Genomic DNA, 20,219 nt, shown 5'->3' on the forward strand with positions numbered 1-20,219 from the left:
TAACAGCTTAAGATATGTAATGAAATTACAAAATATGAAAAATAAAAGAGTGCTAATTACCGGCGGGGCTGGATTCATCGGTTCAAACCTTGCTAGGCGCCTGGTTATGTTGGGTGCTAACGTCACATTGGTCGATAGCCTGATTCCGGTTTACGGCGGAAATTTGCGAAACATAGAGGATATTAAAGACCGGGTGACGTTGAATATCAGCGATGTGCGCGATCCTTTCGCGATGGCTTACCTTATCCGGGACAAGCACTATTTATTTAATCTTGCTGGGCAAACCAGTCATATGGATTCGATGACGGATCCGCAGTCCGATCTTGAGATCAATGCAGCCGCGCAATTATCAATTCTGGAAGCGTGCCGCCAATACAATCCATCCATCAAAATTGTTTTCGCCAGTACCCGCCAACTTTACGGCAAACCGGAATATCTGCCGGTTGACGAAGCGCATCCGATCAGGCCGGTGGATGTAAATGGCATCAATAAACTGGCGGGCGAGTGGTATCACTTACTATATAATAACGTTTATGGGATACGAGCATGTGCTTTGCGCCTGACAAATACTTATGGGCCGGGCATGCGAGTGAAAGATGCGCGGCAAACTTTTCTGGGCATTTGGATCAAAAGTCTGATTGAGGGCAAGCCCATCCAGGTTTTCGGCGACGGCACCCAGTTGCGGGATTTCAATTATGTAGACGATGTGGTTGAGGCGCTGCTATTAGCTGCGCTTGATCCTAATGCAGACGGCCAGGTGTTCAATTTGGGCAGTAAAGAGGTGGTCGGTCTGTTGCAATTGGCGCAGATTCTGAGCGAGCTAAAACCCGGTTCCGATTATCAAGTGGTGCCGTTTCCTCCCGAGCGAAAGGCAATCGATATAGGCGATTACTACAGCAATTTTGACAAGTTTCAGGCTACGCTCGGCTGGCAGCCGAAGATTCATCTCAAGGAAGGCTTGGCGAATTGCCTAGCTTATTATCAGGAAAATCAAAAAGCATATTGGGATTCAGAATGATCTTGATGAACGACTTCAAGGCCGAGCCTGAAGATTTACGAATTGCTGAGCTAGCTGCGGTTGATCGCGTGCTGCATTCCGGATGGTATGTACTCGGCCAGGAAGTGCAGGCATTCGAGACGGAATGGGCAGCACGTTGCAATATTTCGCATGCGATCGGCGTCGGCAATGGCATGGATGCGATCGAAATCGGTTTACGTGCGCTCGACATCGGCGTCGGGGATGAGGTTATCACCACTCCGATGACTGCTTTTGCTACGGTGCTGGCCGTCATTCGGTCGGGAGCAATTCCGGTGCTGGCGGACATCGATACGGACACAGCGTTACTTGATCTGCAAAGCGTTGAGCGTTGCATTACATCAAAAACCAAAGCGGTTTTACTGGTGCACTTGTACGGACAAGTTTGCAACATGGAAAGCTGGCTCGATTTATGCGAAACACACGGCCTCGCTCTGTTGGAGGATTGCGCCCAATCTCATCTGGCGGCGTGGAATAATAAGGTGGCTGGCGGCTTCGGCCGTTTCGGCGCATACAGCTTTTATCCGACTAAAAACTTGGGCGCAATCGGTGATGCCGGAGCGATGGTCAGCAATGATATCGAGCTTATTCAGCGTGCCGCCATTCTGCGCAATTACGGACAGAAGGAGCGCTACTACCATTCGGAGTTGGGACTCAATAGCCGTCTCGACGAAATACAGGCGGCGCTGCTGCGTGTGCGTCTAGATCGGCTGGAAAAATTCACCCAGAGGCGCCGTCAGATTGCCAAAATATATTTCGAGAAAATTGCCAACCCCAAGATCCAACTGCTGGCGCAGCCGTTACAGACGGAGAATCATGTCTATCACTTGTTTGTCATCAGATGCGCCGAGCGCGAGCGGCTCACCCAGCACCTCAGGTCGAGCGGCATAGAATCATTCATACATTATCCGGTTCCAGTGCATCGGCAAGAGCCATGTGCGCATCTGCGTTTCGGTCCTAACGGCTTGCCTGCGGCTGAACAGCACGCGACAACTTGTCTTTCTATTCCGTGTCATCCGCAAATGAGTGATGCCGATATTGCGGCTGTAATAGAGGCGCTAAATGCATTCAAGTAACGGCACTGATCAAACCGAACATTTTGTTACACTGTTCGACAATAACTTTCTGCCGATCGGCTTGTGTCTTCATGCTTCGCTGATGCAGCATGGGCAACCGTTCCATTTATGGATCGTATGCATGGATGACTTGGTCGAACAAAACTTGCGGAATCTGGCATTACCGTCCGTAAGCCTGATCCCATTATCCGAGGTTGAAGATACTCGACTGTTAGGAGTCAAGCCAACACGAAGCCGTGCCGAATACTGCTGGACGCTGACTCCATTTACACCTCAGTTCGTTTTTGATCGCGATTCCAGCGTGTACCGTGTAACTTATCTGGATGCCGACCTGTTCTTCTTTGATGCGCCCATCCTGTTGATTAATGAATTCGTTGCATCGGCCAAACATGTGTTGATTACAGAGCATGCCTATGATCCGCGTCACGAAAGATCGGGACGTGCTAGTCGGGGAGGTAGATTCTGTGTCCAGTTCATGACGTTCCGGCGTACGGAGAAGGCCCTCAAGGTTATGCACTGGTGGCAAGAACGCTGTCTGGAATGGTGCTATGCAAGGGTGGAAGATGGCAAGTTCGGCGATCAGAAATATCTGGATGTATGGCCCGAATTATTCAATAACGAAGTACATATTTTGCGTCAAAAAGAAAAGACTCTGGCTCCCTGGAACGTTTTATATTACGAAAAATTGAGCCAAGGGAAAATTGCGCCGGTTTTCTATCACTTCCATGGATTGCGGCTCGAATCAGCCTCCAGCTTATTGTTGTATTCCGGCTACCGGGTCGGCGAGGCCGCGAACAACTTATACGACATTTATCTCATTTGCCTGAAAAGTATTCTCGTCAAGTTGACCGATTCCGGAATTGCGATTCCTCATTTGCCGCGAAGGAATGATCTGCTTGGCAAAATTATTAAATGCAAACATAGGCTAATTGATGGCGAGAAGAGCGTATCTTTGTATGGCTAAGGTGGTGGTAGACAAATGCTAGCGGAAGGAGTATTGCCGAAAAAAGAGGGCGGACAGCGTACCCATGGAATGCAGAAGCGGAGCAGTCAGGACAAGCCGCTCGTCTCGATCATCACTGTTGTATTCAACGGCGCTGCGACATTAGGAGACACCATTCACAGTATTCTTCAACAAACTTACGATAATATTGAATATATCATTGTCGATGGCGGTTCTGGCGATGCAACGATTGATATTTTGAGGCAGTATGACCATGTTATCGATTATTGGATCAGCGAGAAAGATAATGGAATCTACGATGCGATGAATAAAGCCATATCTCTTTGCTCTGGAGAGTATGTGGGCATGCTAAATTCAGACGATATTTTTTCTGGAAAAAATGTAGTGCAAGATATAATAGACAAATTTTGTGCAACGAAAGTGGATGCTGTTTTTTCCTGCCTAAATATCGTCGATAAATATAACTTAAAAAAAATACGGCGAAAGTATCGGGTTGCCAGACTCAGTCCAGCATTGCTTCGAATCGGTGTAATGCCTCCCCATCCTACTTTCTATTGCAAAAGGTCTTGTTACGAAGAAGGCGGAATGTATAAAACGGATTATAAAATCGCTGCCGATTTTGAGATGCTGGCTAGGTTGTTAATCAAGCAAAAAATATCGTGGTCATTTATTGATAAGGTTATGGTGACTATGCGCTCCGGCGGATTGAGTAATAGCGGATTTATGACGAGTATTAAGCTGAACCTGGAAACTGTCAGGGCCTGCAAAGAGAATGGTTTATATACCAACTTGCTTTTTCTGGCATTGAAACTTCCCATACGATTGTTTGAGTTAGTAAGGTGAGCTCGGGCATATGAAAGTGTTAATCTCAGGAGCTTCCGGTTTTATAGGCAATCCGCTCTGCGCAGAGTTATTTCGTCAAGGGCAATCCGTTCGCGCGGCAATGCGTTCAGTAAATTCCCAAGCCGAAAATGTTGAGGCCGTATCAATCGGTGAAATAAACCACGAGACGGATTGGGCGGATGCATTGCTCGGTATAAAGACAGTTATTCATCTTGCTGCGCGAGTGCATGTAATGAAAGATAACTCAGCCGACCCTTTTGGTGAGTCGCGCAAGGTAAATTTTGAAGGTACTTGGAATCTTGCCCGGCAGGCAGCCGAAGCAGGTGTGCAGCGATTCATTTTTATCAGCTCGATCAAAGTGAATGGTGAATCTACGCTTTTGGGGCAGCCTTATACTGCTAATGACCAGCCTATGCCGATTGATCCTTACGGCATTTCTAAGCTTGAAGCAGAAGATGCATTGCGGCAACTAGCTGATGAAACCGGTATGGAAGTGGTAATTATCCGTCCACCTCTGGTTTACGGACCAGGTGTGAAAGGCAATTTTCATAGTATGATGAACTGGTTGTGTAAGGGAGTACCGTTGCCTTTGGGTGCAATTCATAATAAGCGTAGTTTTGTCGCTTTGGATAATTTGATCGATTTGATCATAACCTGCATTGATCATCCCGCCGCAGCCAATCAGACATTTTTGGCTGGAGATGGTGAGGATTTGTCTACTACCGAATTATTGCAAAGATTGGGCAAAGCGTTGGGCAAGCCGGCCAAACTTCTCCCCATGCCTGTCTGGGCATTAAAAACCGGCGCCATATTATTGGGTAAGCGCGATATGGCTCAGCGTTTGTGTAATTCGCTTCAAACTGATATTAGTAAAACACGCGACCTGTTGGGCTGGCGCCCTCCTGTGTGTGTGGATGATGCTTTGAAGAAAACCGCGATAGATTTTCTACAAAAACCATAGTTTAGCGTCGGATGGGCAATAACGGGCGTAAAAGCAATTATAAGCCACGCTACTTCTACCTACTCCGCAACCTGCTCGTTACCCTCCTATTAACCAACATTTATTAGAGGTACAAGTGATTTTTTGGTGGTCTCTTTTACTAACGAGTGCAGCTTCATGGACGCTTACCGGTTTTTTGTATCGTTACGCCTTGTCAAAGAACTTAATCGACATTCCTAATGAGCGCAGCTCGCACTCGACACCAACGCCACGCGGCGGTGGGGTCGCTATTGTAACTTCATTTTTGGTCGTTTTACCCGTTTTAAACTGGCTGGGTTTGCTTTCTACCCCTGTGTGCTTAGCCTTATGGGGTGCCGGCTGCGCCGTTGCAGTAACCGGCTTTCTGGATGATCATGGGCATATTGCCGCGCGCTGGCGCTTATTGGTGCATTTTACTGCTGCCGCTTGGGGGCTTTATTGGCTGGACGGTTTTCCTCCTATCACTATTTTTGGTTATTTGCTGGATTTAGGCTGGCTTGGATATGTAGGTGCTACGGTTTATATAGTCTGGCTGCTGAATCTTTACAATTTCATGGACGGCATTGACGGCATTGCCGGCATTGAGGCGATCACGGTTTGTTGCAGCGGCGCTTTGATGATATGGCTTGTTGCGCCGGATTCAACCGCATGGATGCTTCCGGTTCTTTTGGCCACAGCCGTTTTGGGATTTCTTTTTTGGAATTTTCCGCCTGCCCGTATTTTTATGGGTGACGCCGGCAGCGGCTTCTTAGGCATTATGCTGGCATTGCTTTCGGTGCAAGCGGCATGGGTTGAGCCTCGGCTATTATGGGTGTGGTTGATTTTGCTGGGAGCGTTCATTGTCGATGCCACCGTTACCTTATGCCGGCGCGTCGTGCGTGGAGAGAAATTTTATGAGGCACACTGCAGCCACGCCTATCAATGTGCTTCTCGTGTCTCCGGTGCTCACCGCATCGTCACACTGGCAGTAGGCGCTATTAATGTTTTCTGGTTGTTGCCTGTTGCCGGCTTAGTTGCATTGGAAAAATTGGAAGGCATTGTAGGTCTTATAATGGCATATTTTCCGTTATTTCTGCTGGCATATCGTTACAAAGCAGGGGATCGGCAGGCTCAAACCAGCCTAGCCAAATGAACTTATTGAATCGAGTATAATAACGCCCTTACTATCAATGAAAGTCGCTAAAGAAAATAGAGATAATTTATGAGGTTACACACGCGAACTTGGTTTATCGGCCTTTCACGACAAATAAAAGCCTTTATCTTAATTAGTGCCGATATATTTTTTGCCATGTCCGCTCTCTGGGCCGCTTTTTCTTTACGCTGGGGAGAATTGTATATTCCTAAAAGCGAAGAGTGGTATCTGTTTGCTGCGGCGCCCGTCATCGCAGTGCCCATTTTTATTAAGCTGGGCTTGTACCGCGCCATTATTCGATATATAGAGGTTCGGGCGTTATGGACCATTATTCAGGCAACGACGCTTTATGCGCTGATTTTTGCATTTGTGTTGTATGAGTCCGGCATCAAGGGCGTTCCAAGGACAGTGCTGCCGTTAAATTGGTTGAATATGATGCTGTTGGTTGGAGGCAGCCGCTTTTTTGCGCGTTGGTGGTTGGGAGAGGTTTATCTAAGTCTGGGAGGAGGAGAGATAAAAAGTCCCAGTAAAAAGAATGTGGTGATTTATGGCGCGGGAAACGCCGGCGTGCAGTTGGCTTCCGCATTAGGCTATGGACGTAAATTCAGGCCGGTCGCTTTCATTGATGATGACGTACGGCTGCATAAACAAAAAGTCAACGGTCTTAGGATTTATCCGCTCAGTTCCTTGAGGTACTTGATAGAGAGACATCAGGTTTCAGACGTTCTGCTGGCTATGCCATCAGCGAATCGGGCGCGTAAAAGTGAAATTATCCGGCTGTTGGAACCTTTTGCCGTTCACGTGATGTCTATGCCCGATTTGTCTGACATTGCCCAAGGCAAAGTCACCGTTGACGCTCTACAGGAGATTGATATTGCCGACCTGTTGGGCCGCGACGCTGTAGCACCGGATCAATCGCTGCTGAATGCCAATATTGCCGGCAAAGTGGTGATGGTAACCGGTGCAGGAGGCTCTATCGGCTCCGAGCTTTGCCGACAAATTATCTGCTTGCAGCCGAATACGCTGATTCTTTTTGAAATCAGTGAATTTGCACTTTATGCGATAGAAAAAGAGTTGCAGCATTTGTTATCCAAGCGCCGCGCCGGTTCCCGGCTGGCTAGCGGCATACACACCATCCCTGGCGATGTAAAAAATACTGGGGAAATAACGCTTATTCCAGTACTAGGTTCTATCGTGAATGGTGTTCGTGTTGAAAAAGTGTGCAAGATATTCAGGGTGCAAACGATTTATCATGCGGCGGCTTATAAACATGTGCCAATGGTTGAAAGAAATCCGGGTGAAGCGATCTGGAATAATATCTTTGGAACTTTACATACTGCACAAGCGGCGATAAACACCGGCGTTGAAACCTTTGTGCTCATTTCAACGGATAAAGCCGTCAGGCCTACCAATACGATGGGAGCAACCAAGCGTTTTGCCGAATTGATTTTACAGGCGCTAAGTTTAAGCACTGCCAATAATCCTACTCGTTTTACTATGGTGCGGTTTGGCAATGTATTAGGCTCCTCCGGTTCCGTTGTGCCGTTGTTTAAAGAGCAGATCGCAAGAGGCGGCCCGGTAACGGTTACCGACCCAAAAGTCATCCGTTATTTTATGACCATACCTGAAGCCTCGCAGTTGGTTATTCAGGCGGGAGCAATGGGGTCCGGCGGCGATGTATTTGTTCTGGAAATGGGCAAACCTATCAGTATTGTTGATTTAGCCAAGCGGATGATCCATTTGAGCGGTCTGGAAATCAAAGATGCCGAACATCCCGGCGGCGATATCGAAATTAACTATACCGGTTTAAGACCTGGAGAAAAACTGTATGAAGAACTGCTGATTGGCGATAATGTTTCAAAAACCGCTCATGCAAGGATTATGCGCGCTCAGGAACATATTATTCCCTGGGCCGAGCTGAAAAAAATGCTGTCGACATTGGAGCTGGCAACAAAAAACGATGATTTTGGGCAGATTAGAGAAATTTTGACGGATGCCGTTGCCGGTTTTGTACCGCAATGTGAAATTGAAGACTTGCTATGGAAAGAAAACAGACGGCTTATGAATCAGTACGCCAGTGAGAATTCTTTTGTTCACGTAGCAAAAACCGGAAGCTCGGCAGATGAGCGCAGCACGCTTCCAGAACCATGATCAACATATTATGCATCTTGAAATGGCGCCACTTAAACGAATATTCATAGGCGGATTATAAAAATGGACAAATTAACCAGCATGAATGTCTTTGTTCGCGTCGCAAAAGCCGGCAGCTTTGCCGGAGGCGCGCGTGACCTGGATATTTCCAGAGCCATGGCTACCAAGCATATCATGCATCTTGAGAGTGTACTGGGTACGCGACTATTCAATCGAACCACACGCAGCTTAAGCCTGACGGATGTGGGGGCATCCTATTTGGAACGATGCCAGCAAGTGCTGCTTGAAGTTGAAGAAATGGAAGCGGCTGTAACGCACTTGCAGACCGAACCCAGAGGCGTTTTAAGGATCAGCGCACCTCCGGTAATCGGAGCGACGCATATCGCGCGCGCTGTGTCTGAATTTTTGAAAATACATTCCGATTTAACCGTCGAGATGATTTTACAGAGTAGTCCCGGCGATCTAATCGATGAGGGCATTGATGTTGCTATTTCTTTGGGCGCGCTGGACGATACCAGTATGTTCGCACGTAAATTGGCCAGTTCGTCGTTGGTCGTTTGCGGATCGCCGGAATATTTTGCGCAACATGGTATTCCCCAGACGCCGGAAGACTTGGAAGATCATAGCTGCTTGGTTAACTGGGCTATCGCGCCAAGGAATAAATGGCTGTTCAAGGACGAAGCCGGGTATGCCGCGATAACTGTTTCAGGACGAATGCAGGCAAACGTTGCAGACCCGATACGCATAGCTGCAATTAACGGTCTGGGGCTGGTGATGCTTCCCACTTATATTGTCGGAAGGGATATTGAAAAGGGCAAACTGAAAGTTGTTCTGGAAAATTACACTTCGCCGCCTTTAGATGTCCATGCTGTATATCCGCATCGAAAGTATTTATCAGCCAAAGTCAGAAGTTTTATGGACTTTTTACAGGAGTGGCTGGAGCCTCGGGTTAGTCTGCCCGGAACGGAATGAGAGCGTTGATTGTCAGCATATCTTGACGGCTACTGCATGGATATTTTGTCTGTAGCGATTGATTCTCCAGCAGCTTATGCGAGCCAGCAGCGGTTAAAATAGCTACGTTTGGCAAAAAATACGCAGATTATTGTTTCACGGAATACAGCTTTGACGCCGTTGTCATGAGCCGATTTCTTGACCATGGCCGAAGGGATGCGATAATAAGCGCCTATAAACCGGACGGATTGCGGTTTTATTATGCTTTTATGAGATAATAAGCACGTTCAGGTAACGCATGATACGGCAAATACGCACGTAGAGATTAAATACAATGATAGAAAATTTAGATCCGCAACAAGCATGGGATTTGTTACAAAATAATTCCGATGCGGTCTTGGTGGATGTAAGAACAAAAGTTGAACATTCCTTCGTAGGACATCCTTCAGGCGCAATATCTATTCCTTGGAAGGAAGCTCCCGATTGGCAGGTTAATCCGCAGTTTGTTGCCGAAGTTAAAAAAGTCGTAGCTGACCGTAATGCGCCAATTTTGTTGCTTTGCCGAAGCGGCCAACGTTCTCTGGATGCGGCAAAAGCGCTGGAAGAGGCCGGATATCAGTTGCTGATTAATATTGTCGATGGTTTTGAAGGCGCCCTGGATGAGCATAAGCATCGGGGCAATCTTGGCGGATGGCGCTTTCAGGGCCTGCCTTGGGAGCAAAGTTAATCTTATAGCCAAATAATTGGACCAAGCAGGGTGCGTCCAGCAAAATCTAAATAGCAGTCATGGCGGCACGCCGCTCTTTCTTCCCCCGCATTTAACCCATTTATGTCGTTCCCAAACCGGAGCGCGAAAACGATAGTATGTTATGGGCGCGAATAAATTCGCGCCCATAACACATCTGCATTTATTTAAACCTTAGAGTACATAAAAGTGATCGAAAAATTAAGAAATATTGCAATTATTGCCCACGTTGACCATGGTAAAACAACCCTGGTCGATAAATTATTGCAACAGTCCGGCACGTTCGCCGCTCATACTAAAGTGACTGAGCGCATTATGGACTCCAACGATATTGAAAAAGAACGCGGCATTACCATCTTGGCCAAAAATACGGCGCTGGATTGGAACGGCTATCATATCAATATCGTCGACACACCAGGCCATGCCGATTTTGGCGGCGAAGTAGAGCGGGTGCTGTCAATGGTCGACTCGGTATTGTTACTGGTTGATGCAGTGGACGGCCCGATGCCGCAAACCCGTTTTGTTACCCAAAAAGCGTTTGCTTTAGGTTTAAACCCAATTGTGGTTATCAACAAAATCGACCGCCCAGGTGCGCGTCCGGACTGGGTTGTTGATCAAACCTTCGATTTATTCGATCGCTTAGGCGCAACTGACGAACAACTGGATTTTCCTATTGTTTATGCCTCAGCAATCAATGGCTATGCCGGCTTGGAACACACCATCACCGGCGGCGACATGACGCCGCTGTTTGAGACGATTGTATCCAAAGTTAGCCCACCGCCCGTTGATATGGACGGCCCTTTCCAGATGCAGGTATCCAGCCTCGACTACAACACATACACCGGCGTTATAGGTATTGGCCGGATTCAGCGAGGCACCGTAAAGCCCAACATGCCGCTAGTTATTGTTAATCGGGAAGGTGTTGAGCGTAAGGGGCGTATGCTGCAAGTATTCGGTTTTCACGGCTTGGATCGTGTTGAAGTTGCCGAGGCGCGCGCCGGCGATATTATTGCTTTTGCCGGTATCGAAAAACTGGAAATATCGGATACCATTTGTCATCCCGATGCTGTAGAAGCCATGCCGCCTTTATCGGTTGATGAGCCGACGGTATCGATGACTTTTCAAGTCAATAATTCACCGTTTGCGGGACGCGAAGGTAAATTCGTCACTACGCGCCAAATTCGCGACCGATTGGATAAAGAATTGCAACACAACGTTGCGCTGAAAGTTGAAGATACCGCGGACCCGGATAAATTCAAGGTATCGGGTCGCGGCGAGCTGCATTTATCGGTCTTGATTGAGAACATGCGCCGTGAAGGCTTTGAAATGGGCGTATCGCGTCCTGAAGTTATTATCAAAGAAATTGACGGTGCAAAGTGCGAACCTTTTGAAATGGTCACTATTGAAGTGGAAGAAATCCACCAAGGGGCGATCATGGAAAAACTGGGTGAACGCAAAGGCGATTTAACCAATATGGTTCCCGACGGCAAAGGACGCATTCGTCTGGAATATATGATGCCTTCCCGTGGCCTGATCGGCTTCCAAACCGAGTTTATGACCGCCACTTCCGGTTCGGGCCTGCTATACCATGTATTCGATCATTACGGCCCGATGAAAGCCGGTGAAGTGGGCAATCGTCAACGTGGTGTGATGATTTCAATGGTTGCCGGCAAAGCCGTTACCTATTCATTGCATCCGCTGCAAGAACGCGGCGATTTGTTATTGGTCAACGGTGACGAAGTTTACGAGGGAATGCTGGTTGGCCTGCATTCACGTGCTAACGATTTAACGGTTAACCCGACCAAACCCAAACCACTGACTAACATTCGTGCAGCAGGTACGGATGAGAGTTTGGTACTAGCAAGAATTCAAAAAATGACTCTGGAGCAAGCGCTGGAATTTATTGCCGAGGATGAATTGGTTGAAGTCACGCCAAAATCGATACGCTTGCGCAAGAAATTGTTAACTGAAAATGAGCGCAAAAGAGCGGCCAAGGGATAGGTTAAGGCGTAATTGCTTGTTGGCTTGCCCTATTCAGGCAAGCCAATTCTTGATTCGGATGACACTCTGATTCCCGGCTTAATTCACCGATGTTAGTCGCGGCTTTACCGGCTCGCCATCAATTTCAAAATCCATTTTGATACGTTTTGCAGCAGCTTTCATTTCCGTTTTGCTCTTAAAAGGCCCGGCGATAACCTGATAGGCATCGTCTTTCTGGATTTTACGAGCAGGTATGATCGGCCCTTGATGATTCAACATAGTTGCCAGTTGTTGCGCCTTTGTTTCATCATTAAAACTAGCCACCCTAATAGACCAGTCGCTATCTTTTAATTCCTCAACCACGGGCTGATCATAGAACTGCCCGGGATGACTCAGTTGCACTGCATTAGCGGATATTTCCGACTCATTAAGGCTTTGCATCAGTATCGGTGTGGGAATACCGTCTGAACGCTGGAGTATGCGTTCGACTTTATCCCAATCGACAGTCACGCTTTTTTTAGCGCTGATTTCATGCAATTGCTTTACGACCTGTTTTTTCAGCCTGGCTTTATCCTTGGCCCATTTTGGCAAGGGTTCATGGGCCTCCAGATATAGCATGTCCTGATGCCACGCGGTCAGATAGGGCTGATGAATAATACGCACCGGCGTACCGATCGCTGTTTTCTTAAACAGCACTTCAATATCCTCCGGATAAAGCTGCACGCAGCCGTGACTGATCTGCATGCCAATACCGTAGGGTTTGTTGGTACCGTGGATTAAATAACCGGGAATACCCAAACGCATTGCATAAAGTCCCAACGGGTTATCAGGCCCCGCGCCAACCACGTTGGGCAATGAATCGCCTTTTTCGGCATGCTCGCGATGTATGGACGCGGGAACATGCCAGCTTGGGTTGGCGTCTTTGGCTACGACACTGGTCAGCCCCATCGGCGTGTTCCATCCCTGCCGGCCAATGCCGACCGGATATGTGTAGACTTTGTCAGGCTGTTTCTTGGGATAATAAAATAGTCGCATATTCGCCAGATTCAAAGCTATGCCTTTATGAGGCGAATCGGGGAGTATGAACTGTAAAGGCAACAGAATGCGGCTGTCCGGCTTGGGTGTCCAGGGAGAGACTGCTGAATTGGCTATGCTGATATCGTTATAGCCAAGACCGTAATGCCGGGCAATATCCGGCAGAACATCATTTTCGCGAGTGTTGATCGCTGCAATCGCTCCGACCATATTTTCACCGTCAGTCAGTTCGAATTCGTGGGTGACTATGGTTTCCAGCTTGGGCTCAGGAAGCTCGATAGTTACAGTTTCTTCTCTCTCAGAGAAAAGTGACGACAGCGTTTGACAGCCGCTAAGGAACATTAATCCAAACGCCAAACTGAGCGGCATGGCTGATTTTTTAATTTTGAACAGGTCAATTCTAAAGTTTTCTTGGCTGGACATATAGTTAAGCGTGAATAGGGTTACAAACGCTAAGTATAGTCAAGTAAACATTAAGATGTACCAAAGGAAATATTAAGAAATGATTAAAAAAACACGACCTTAAAGAACTATTATTCCGCTCTATCGGCTCTAAAACATTAACTGATGTTACGCATGCGGATGATAAAAAAGCGTCGTCCACGAAAAGCACGAAAATAGTTAAAATCCATCGTTCCCACGCTCCGGCGCTCATGTTATACACAAGTATCTGAAGGACGTCGTCATTCCGCCAGTCCCTAGTCGAGCGATAGTTAGACCTTCCTGGTTTTTAAAACCTGGAAGGTCTGACTGGCAACGTTCTGAACAGGCATGGCGCTGGATAACGATTTCCGGGATGACAACTTTTGAGTAGCGTTATGTATAACGGTGAGTGCGAAGTGCCAGCCGGCAGCTTTACCTCACTATGCCTCGGTTCCGGCATCCCTGCCAGAACGACGGCGTCTCACAGACGCGTGTGTATAAAGGATGAAGCTTGGGGATGACGCCGTCAGCGTGAACCCTAAAGGTGATGTTTTTCATGCCTTTTGTGGACAGTGCGTAACATTAGATATTAATAGAGCAATGTAAATTGGCTCCCGGTATTTATGGCGCAGCTAATTAATCACTAATCGGCTGGTCGGAATTCAACGCATTCCAGCCGACTACAATCCTGTATACCATCAGCACTAAGGTTGCAATCAGGATAAAAAGCCCGACACCGAACTGAAAAGTCAATCCGGACAATGCAAAACCGGCAAGAGCCATCCAAGCAGTCTTGACCTGCCAGTCAAAATGGGACTCCAAAAAGGTTCCCTTAACTTCATTCTGCTTCATGAAGTTAATGGCTGCCCCCACTAGCAATGGTAAACCGGCAAATGCAAAGGTCAGCACCTGACACAGATATACAACCATTGCCAGCCGCTTTAATGAGTTCAATCTCTCGGTATCAGTATGATCAGTCGAACTTTCATCCATAACCCACCTACCTGTTGATTTTCAGTTATGCAATCGCATAAACGCGTTGCCTTTCCAATTAAATATAAAACGTATTGCAAATAAATCAACTAGCGCCAAGCTCATTTTATGCTTTAAATGATCTTAAAATCCAAGTTCGGACAAACCAGGGTGATCGTCGGGTCTTGGCCCCAGCGGCCAATGAAACTTTCGCTCCGCCTCATTAATCGGCATGTCGTTTATGCTGGCTATGCGACGCTTCATCAAACCGTTCGCGTCAAATTCCCAGTTTTCGTTGCCGTACGAACGGAACCAGTTGCCCGAGTCATCATGCCATTCGTAGGCAAAACGCACTGCGATACGCGCCTCGTGAAAAGCCCATAGCTCTTTTATAAGCCGATAGTCTAGCTCCTTAGCCCATTTCTGCTTTAGGAACTGCACAATCTGGTCACGACCGGCAAGAAACTGGGCGCGATTACGCCACTGGCTATCGACAGTATAAGCCAGCGCTATTTTTTCCGGGTCATGGGTATTCCATGCATTTTCAGCGACACGTACTTTTTGTGCTGCCGTTTCGGCAGTAAACGGCGGTAACGGCGGACGGATATTTTCGGTCATTTTCTATCCTCTTTATTTTTGACGACGTTTTTAGGCGCTGCAAAGAATGCAGTTTCTAGTCTTCTATTGCAGTACGAATTTAAGCCCGATTAGCATAAGAATACAAGCTAAAATAGGCCGTAAAAACTTCTCGGGAATCTTTGCACTCAGGTGGCTGCCAATCCAGATGCCGGGCAAAGAACCGATCAACAGGCTACCCAATAACATCAGATCCACGTTGCCCAGGCTGAGATGGCCCAACCCTGCAACGGCGGTAAGCGGAATGGCATGAGCCAAATCGGTGCCGACGATTTTCAACGTGGTCATTCTGGGATAAAGAAACAACAGTGCGACAGTACCCAACGCACCGGCCCCTACAGACGACAGTGTTACCAAGATACCCAGCATAGCACCGACCAGCACGGTGGCAGGTATTTGCAGGTATTTGAAGCGTCCTGCATTACTAGGGTTGCTGTGTTCATCATCAATAGGTTCAAGCTTGGCCGCCCGGCTTAATAATATGCTGCGCACTATCAGCGAGAAAGCCGTCAGCAACAGCGCAACACCCAGCGTAAAAGTAATCGCCCCGGTAGTTTCCTTGCCGACTTCCATAAAATGTTTGAGCACATACAAGGTAATAAGGGCGAAAGGTATGCTGCCCAGCCCCAGCCAACCGACGATTTTCCAATCCACCGAGCTATGCTTGTTGTGGTGAACCCACACGCCGCCGGTTTTGGTAATAGCGGCAAACAGAAGGTCTGTTCCCACTGCGACGGCAGGTTTGAATCCGAACAGAAAAACCAGCAATGGCGTCATTAGCGATCCCCCGCCCACGCCGGTTAACCCCACCAACAATCCTACCAAAAGACCGGAAAAAGCGTATGCCCAATTCATATAAACTAACCTTAATATTTAATTCGTCTAAAAACTGACCATTATAACAGGCGAGTATTTGTATGTTGCTCTATGATTTATCCGCGCATTCAATTTTCCCAACGTATTCGCATGTTAATTAAAGCGGATACGCCAATTCACGCTCATTTTCCGTTAGAAATACAAGGCCTCTCCAAATTCATTCTGCATTGAAATAGGCTGCGATTGGAAACCGGACATTAATCGGTTTATGATTATGTATCAGGACAAGATATCTGACTTTGATTTAACGGCGGTTTACACGGTTTTTTACACGCTCCCAAAAAACGCACAAAACGAGCATCGTCAAAAACATTTTTCTATTTAAGAGGATATTATGCGGAACCCGAAGTCTTTACCGGCGCTAATTGGAGCGATACTTTTAACCGCTATTGTTTTATATGTTGCTTTCTATTTCATATTTCTTGATCTGTTTGTCGACTTATGGTGGTACGAATCATTAAAACTTAAAGCCTATTTTTGGCTAAGACTGCTCTACAAGTTCTTCCTTTCCGGCGGTGTAACCCTGGCGTTTTTCGCTATTTTCTTTTTTCATTTCTGGATTGCCTCGCGCTATTTGGGCGTCAATCCGCCTGATGAGCTTTTTAATAACATAGATAAACGCCGACGCTTCCAGCAGTTTTCCGACACTTTTATGACGGGTTCGGCAACCGTATACACGCCCATATCCCTGATACTGGCCGTATTTATCGCCATCCCTTTCTATAATCAATGGGAAACAACGCTGCTGTACTTTTTCGGCAGTGATTCCGGCATAACCGAATCGGTTTACGGCAAGGATGTCAGCTTTTACATGCTGTCCTACCCGACCTACATGCTAATCCAACAGGAAATGCTGATCACTGCCTCGCTGATCTTTTGCATGGTCGGCATTTTATATTGGCTGGAACATGTTTTCATACCGGATGAAAACTCTGAGTTCCCGTTGGGCGCAAAGGTTCATCTGACCGTGCTGATCGGCTTTGTGGTTGCGTTTGTGGTTTGGGGCTACATGCTGGATCGTTTTACGCTGCTTTATACTGACAAGCACGAGCCGGTATTTTACGGCCCCGGTTTCGTAGAATTACGTTATCAGCTGCCGCTGATCTGGCTGGAAATCGTTGCCTTCGTGGCGACCGCTATAACGGCAGGCCTGTTTATTTTTTCCGAAAAACACCGGGTAAAAGCGCCCTTTTTAATATCGCTGACCGTGTTTCTCTGTATCGCGATTTTGCCGAAAATTCAATTTATCCCCGATTTAATCCAAAAATATATCGTCAACCCGAATCCGGTCAAAACCAACAAATCGCTGATGCAATACAATATCGATGCGACATTGGCTGCTTACGATTTGAAAAATATTAAAACGGTTGATTTGAGCATTAAGCTGGATGCGACCAAAGACATCGAAACATGGAGCACGCAAAAACATTTCGAGAATATTCCGGTATGGGACAGGGAATTCATCATAGACGGCTATAAGCAGTTACAGGAGATAAGGCCTTATTACAAAATCCAGTCTGTCGATGAAGACCGTTATTTTATTCTTGACCATATTAGACAGGTTAATCTGGCAGCCAGGGAAGTCAATATTTCAAAACTTCCGCCTGAAGCGCAAAATTGGGAAAACACCCACCTACGCTATACCCATGGTTATGGCGCAGTTGTCACCCCTGCCGCGCAAGATGCCGATACCCCTTTGGTCTGGTATTTACGCGATTTAAACATGCACTCCGATGTCGGTTTCAGTGTCAAACATCCGGATATTTATTATGGACAGGAAAAGTTTCCCTATGCCATCGTCCCCAATAAGCTCAATGTCGTAGGCATTGCCGGCTCCGATCCGAGTATGACCGAAGCTTATCACGGTGAAGGAGGCATCCCCATTCCTTCGCTGTTTAGAAAAGCTTTGTTCTCTTTTTATTTCAAAGACGAAAAAATATTCTTTTCCCCTAATATCTCCAGTCAAAGTAAAGTCAAGATACGCAGGAATATAACCGAGCGTATTAACACGCTGACTCCTTTCCTGCACCTGGATAAAGATCCTTATCTGGTTATAACCAAGGATCGGTTCTACTGGATACAGGACGCCTACACTTTATCCAACAAGTATCCGGTATCCAAACCCGCAGACGATGACTTCCTTGAGGGCAAGCAAAATTTCAACTACATCCGCAACTCAGTCAAAATTACTATCGATGCATTCGATGGCGATGTCGATTTTTATATTTCCGACCCATCGGATTCGATTATTCAGGCTTACAGCAACGCATATCCCGGGTTATTTAAAAACCTGGAGGAAATGCCTACTGAATTAAAGCAACACCTGCGCTATCCCCGCGACCTTCAATATCTGCAAATGAAGGTATACGCCAAGTATCATCAACAAAGCCCTGAGTTGTTCTACGAACAGGCCGAAACCTGGCAGTTTGCCAATGTCCGGGGCGAACCGGTGCGGCCTTATTACCAGACCATGGATTTCGGCAACTGTAACGATACCGAGGAATTTGTGTTGATCAACCCGATGACGCCGGTTAACAGAAGCAATTTGAGCATGATAGGCGTGGCGGGGACGCTGGATAAAACCAACTGTAGCTTAGACTATAAACCCGGCATTACCATTTACAAGTTCGGCAAAGAGGTTCAGGTTAACGGCCCTGCGCAGGTTGAAGCCTTGATCAATCAAGACCCTGAAATCTCCGCGCAATTCACATTATGGGGCCAATATGGTTCGGTTGTTGAAATGGGAAGGATGATTATCCTGCCGATGGGCAATACCGTTCTATATGTGCAGCCAATTTATCTAGCTTCAGCCAAAAACAAAATACCGGAATTAACCCGGGTGATTGTTTCTATCGGCAATGAGGTGGTTATGGATAAAACCTTATGGTCGGCTTTTAACCGTTTAAAACAAACTTATCTTAAAAATGCGGCTGAAAGTAACGGTACAGAAACTCCTAAAGCCATTACGAACGAACCGGAAAAAACCAAATAATTAAATGAGTCACTGAAGACCAGCGGAGCACTATCCGCTGGTCTTTTTATTGACCACATCAAAACGCCTATTGCAGTATCAGCTCGCAAAGACGATCTTCCAGATCAATCCTTTTTGCCAGACTTTCACCTAAAGCGGATAAATCCTGTTTCAAATCGTCAAGAATAGCTGCGACGCCACTTTCATATTTATCGTTAAACGATATTGCCGCTTCCGTGGTAGATGACAACGCAGGGTAAATTTCTTCCGCCGCTGCCAATGCCGGGTCTTGACCGTCAGCGTCTTTAAATAAACACTCGCAAACACCGAAATGACCAAGAGAAACATAATCAATCAGTGTTTCAGAAAACCGGGCCAACTTCTTTTTAACTGTCGGGTTAGCCGAAAAAGGCATAAGCTCGGCCACATGACAATACAAAGACCAAACCTCTTGTCTCTCATTTTGCAGTTCAGCTATCAGTTGATAAGCCTGCTGCTTTCTTTCCGGATTAAGTTGAACTGCAATCGACATAAGCGCCTCCTATATTTAATTAGTGACTTTAATTTATGTCGATTATCAAGAAAGTGCAACAATTAATTAAAATATAAGGTAATTTTATAAATATTTCAGTCATTATTCCCAGCTACAATCGCCGTGATCTGCTAAAACGCGCACTATTATCCGTATATTCCCAAACCTTATTACCGGCAGAAGTTGCGGTGATTGACGACGGCTCCACCGACGGTACGGAACGGATGCTTCGCGAGGAGTTTCCTCAAGTAAGCTATTATTATCAACAAAACCTTGGCGTCAGTGCGGCACGAAACCTCGGCATACAACAGGTGGGGGGAGATTGGCTGGCTTTTCTGGATTCCGATGATGAATGGCTGCCTGAAAAACTGGCCAATCAAAAAGCGAAGCTGGAGGCCAACCCTGAACACTGGATTTGCCACACCGAAGAAAACTGGGTACGCAATGGAACTCAGGTTCGCGTGCCCAAAAAATACGTCAAAACAGGCGGCTGGATATTTACCGATTGCTTGCCGCTCTGCGCAATATCACCATCGACCGTATTAATACACCGCTCGGTATTTACAGACGTCGGCCTGTTTGACACCCAATTGCCTACCTGCGAAGACTATGACCTATGGCTCAGAATCACCGCAAACTATCCGGTTCTATTGGTAGAACAACCGCAAATAAACAAACATGGCGGCCATGAAGACCAGTTATCGATGGCGTTTTGGGGAATGGATCGGTTCCGGATCAACGCTTTGCAAAAAATCATTGAGGAAGGGCAATTATCCGAGAGAAACCGGCAGGCGGCGGCAAGTATGCTGGTAAAAAAAGCCACTACTTACCTTAACGGAGCAACAAAACGCGGCAAAGTCGAGGAAGCCAACTATTACCGGCAACTCATTAAACGTTATGCAATAGACGCTATTTAA

Annotated in this window: 17 protein-coding genes; 12 read left to right on the plus strand and 5 right to left on the minus strand. The window is 46.8% G+C overall.

The annotated features are described in order from the left end of the window. The first annotated feature begins 34 nt into the window (after positions 1 to 34). From EPO18_RS03880 to typA, 10 genes are all read left to right on the plus strand, one after another. Positions 35 to 1,018, plus strand: a complete 984-nt coding sequence (locus tag EPO18_RS03880; RefSeq protein ID WP_292430786.1) for an NAD-dependent epimerase/dehydratase family protein — start codon at positions 35 to 37, stop codon at positions 1,016 to 1,018. 5 nt (positions 1,019 to 1,023) lie between these two features. Next, a complete protein-coding gene (locus tag EPO18_RS03885) occupies positions 1,024 to 2,112 on the plus strand; it encodes a DegT/DnrJ/EryC1/StrS family aminotransferase (RefSeq protein WP_292430789.1) in 1,089 nt (362 codons plus the stop codon). Continuing rightward, positions 2,099 to 3,076, plus strand: a complete 978-nt coding sequence (locus EPO18_RS03890; protein WP_292430791.1) for a hypothetical protein — start codon at positions 2,099 to 2,101, stop codon at positions 3,074 to 3,076. Before EPO18_RS03885 ends, EPO18_RS03890 begins: the two co-directional genes overlap by 14 nt. Positions 3,077 to 3,091: 15 nt before the next feature. Continuing rightward, positions 3,092 to 3,919, plus strand: coding sequence for a glycosyltransferase family 2 protein (locus tag EPO18_RS03895; RefSeq protein ID WP_292430793.1), 828 nt, complete (start codon positions 3,092 to 3,094; stop codon positions 3,917 to 3,919). A gap of 10 nt (positions 3,920 to 3,929) precedes the next feature. Further along, complete coding sequence (locus EPO18_RS03900) at positions 3,930 to 4,880, plus strand: UDP-glucose 4-epimerase family protein (RefSeq protein ID WP_292430795.1); 951 nt, start codon at positions 3,930 to 3,932, stop codon at positions 4,878 to 4,880. A 115-nt stretch (positions 4,881 to 4,995) separates the two neighbouring features. Continuing rightward, the gene (locus EPO18_RS03905; RefSeq protein ID WP_292430797.1) at positions 4,996 to 6,030 is read left to right on the plus strand and encodes an MraY family glycosyltransferase; all 1,035 of its coding nucleotides are present in this window, start codon (positions 4,996 to 4,998) and stop codon (positions 6,028 to 6,030) included. 69 nt (positions 6,031 to 6,099) lie between these two features. After that, complete coding sequence (locus tag EPO18_RS03910; protein WP_292430799.1) at positions 6,100 to 8,181, plus strand: polysaccharide biosynthesis protein; 2,082 nt, start codon at positions 6,100 to 6,102, stop codon at positions 8,179 to 8,181. 63 nt (positions 8,182 to 8,244) lie between these two features. Further along, complete coding sequence (locus tag EPO18_RS03915; RefSeq protein WP_292430801.1) at positions 8,245 to 9,153, plus strand: LysR family transcriptional regulator; 909 nt, start codon at positions 8,245 to 8,247, stop codon at positions 9,151 to 9,153. A 313-nt stretch (positions 9,154 to 9,466) separates the two neighbouring features. Then, positions 9,467 to 9,859, plus strand: coding sequence for a rhodanese-like domain-containing protein (locus tag EPO18_RS03920; protein ID WP_292430803.1), 393 nt, complete (start codon positions 9,467 to 9,469; stop codon positions 9,857 to 9,859). Positions 9,860 to 10,066: 207 nt separating this feature from the next. Beyond that, the gene (typA, locus tag EPO18_RS03925) at positions 10,067 to 11,878 is read left to right on the plus strand and encodes a translational GTPase TypA (protein ID WP_292430806.1); all 1,812 of its coding nucleotides are present in this window, start codon (positions 10,067 to 10,069) and stop codon (positions 11,876 to 11,878) included. 78 nt (positions 11,879 to 11,956) lie between these two features. Here typA and EPO18_RS03930 read toward each other — a convergent pair whose 3' ends face one another. The 4 genes from EPO18_RS03930 to EPO18_RS03945 form a co-directional block, all read right to left on the minus strand. After that, entirely contained in the window at positions 11,957 to 13,315 is a 1,359-nt protein-coding gene (locus EPO18_RS03930; RefSeq protein ID WP_292430808.1) for a L,D-transpeptidase family protein, read from the minus strand. A gap of 636 nt (positions 13,316 to 13,951) precedes the next feature. Further along, the gene (locus EPO18_RS03935; RefSeq protein ID WP_292430810.1) at positions 13,952 to 14,308 is read right to left on the minus strand and encodes a DUF4870 family protein; all 357 of its coding nucleotides are present in this window, start codon (positions 14,306 to 14,308) and stop codon (positions 13,952 to 13,954) included. A 123-nt stretch (positions 14,309 to 14,431) separates the two neighbouring features. After that, positions 14,432 to 14,905, minus strand: coding sequence for a nuclear transport factor 2 family protein (locus tag EPO18_RS03940; RefSeq protein WP_292430812.1), 474 nt, complete (start codon positions 14,903 to 14,905; stop codon positions 14,432 to 14,434). A gap of 63 nt (positions 14,906 to 14,968) precedes the next feature. Further along, entirely contained in the window at positions 14,969 to 15,778 is an 810-nt protein-coding gene (locus EPO18_RS03945; protein WP_292430814.1) for a sulfite exporter TauE/SafE family protein, read from the minus strand. Positions 15,779 to 16,133: 355 nt separating this feature from the next. On the opposite strand from EPO18_RS03945, the gene EPO18_RS03950 reads away from it, so the two are divergent. Further along, positions 16,134 to 18,791, plus strand: coding sequence for a UPF0182 family protein (locus tag EPO18_RS03950; protein ID WP_292430815.1), 2,658 nt, complete (start codon positions 16,134 to 16,136; stop codon positions 18,789 to 18,791). Positions 18,792 to 18,858: 67 nt separating this feature from the next. Here EPO18_RS03950 and EPO18_RS03955 read toward each other — a convergent pair whose 3' ends face one another. Beyond that, a complete protein-coding gene (locus EPO18_RS03955; protein ID WP_292430817.1) occupies positions 18,859 to 19,302 on the minus strand; it encodes an Rsd/AlgQ family anti-sigma factor in 444 nt (147 codons plus the stop codon). Positions 19,303 to 19,406: 104 nt separating this feature from the next. Here EPO18_RS03955 and EPO18_RS03960 point away from each other — a divergent pair, with 104 nt between their 5' ends. After that, complete coding sequence (locus EPO18_RS03960) at positions 19,407 to 20,219, plus strand: glycosyltransferase family 2 protein (RefSeq protein ID WP_292431278.1); 813 nt, start codon at positions 19,407 to 19,409, stop codon at positions 20,217 to 20,219.

Source organism: Methylobacter sp., from assembly GCF_004322395.1.
GTDB lineage: Bacteria > Pseudomonadota > Gammaproteobacteria > Methylococcales > Methylomonadaceae > Methylobacter_A.

Excerpts from the sequence above, each read along its gene's own strand:
- EPO18_RS03880 (WP_292430786.1), top strand. The coding sequence starts at position 35 with ATGAAAAATAAAAGAGTGCTAATTACCGGCGGGGCTGGATTCATCGGT.
- EPO18_RS03885 (WP_292430789.1), top strand. The coding sequence starts at position 1,024 with ATGAACGACTTCAAGGCCGAGCCTGAAGATTTACGAATTGCTGAGCTA.
- EPO18_RS03890 (WP_292430791.1), top strand. The coding sequence starts at position 2,099 with ATGCATTCAAGTAACGGCACTGATCAAACCGAACATTTTGTTACACTG.
- EPO18_RS03895 (WP_292430793.1), top strand. The coding sequence starts at position 3,092 with ATGCTAGCGGAAGGAGTATTGCCGAAAAAAGAGGGCGGACAGCGTACC.
- EPO18_RS03900 (WP_292430795.1), top strand. The coding sequence starts at position 3,930 with ATGAAAGTGTTAATCTCAGGAGCTTCCGGTTTTATAGGCAATCCGCTC.
- EPO18_RS03910 (WP_292430799.1), top strand. The coding sequence starts at position 6,100 with ATGAGGTTACACACGCGAACTTGGTTTATCGGCCTTTCACGACAAATA.
- EPO18_RS03915 (WP_292430801.1), top strand. The coding sequence starts at position 8,245 with ATGGACAAATTAACCAGCATGAATGTCTTTGTTCGCGTCGCAAAAGCC.
- EPO18_RS03920 (WP_292430803.1), top strand. The coding sequence starts at position 9,467 with ATGATAGAAAATTTAGATCCGCAACAAGCATGGGATTTGTTACAAAAT.
- EPO18_RS03930 (WP_292430808.1), bottom strand. The coding sequence starts at position 13,315 with ATGTCCAGCCAAGAAAACTTTAGAATTGACCTGTTCAAAATTAAAAAA.
- EPO18_RS03935 (WP_292430810.1), bottom strand. The coding sequence starts at position 14,308 with ATGGATGAAAGTTCGACTGATCATACTGATACCGAGAGATTGAACTCA.
- EPO18_RS03940 (WP_292430812.1), bottom strand. The coding sequence starts at position 14,905 with ATGACCGAAAATATCCGTCCGCCGTTACCGCCGTTTACTGCCGAAACG.
- EPO18_RS03945 (WP_292430814.1), bottom strand. The coding sequence starts at position 15,778 with ATGAATTGGGCATACGCTTTTTCCGGTCTTTTGGTAGGATTGTTGGTG.
- EPO18_RS03950 (WP_292430815.1), top strand. The coding sequence starts at position 16,134 with ATGCGGAACCCGAAGTCTTTACCGGCGCTAATTGGAGCGATACTTTTA.
- EPO18_RS03955 (WP_292430817.1), bottom strand. The coding sequence starts at position 19,302 with ATGTCGATTGCAGTTCAACTTAATCCGGAAAGAAAGCAGCAGGCTTAT.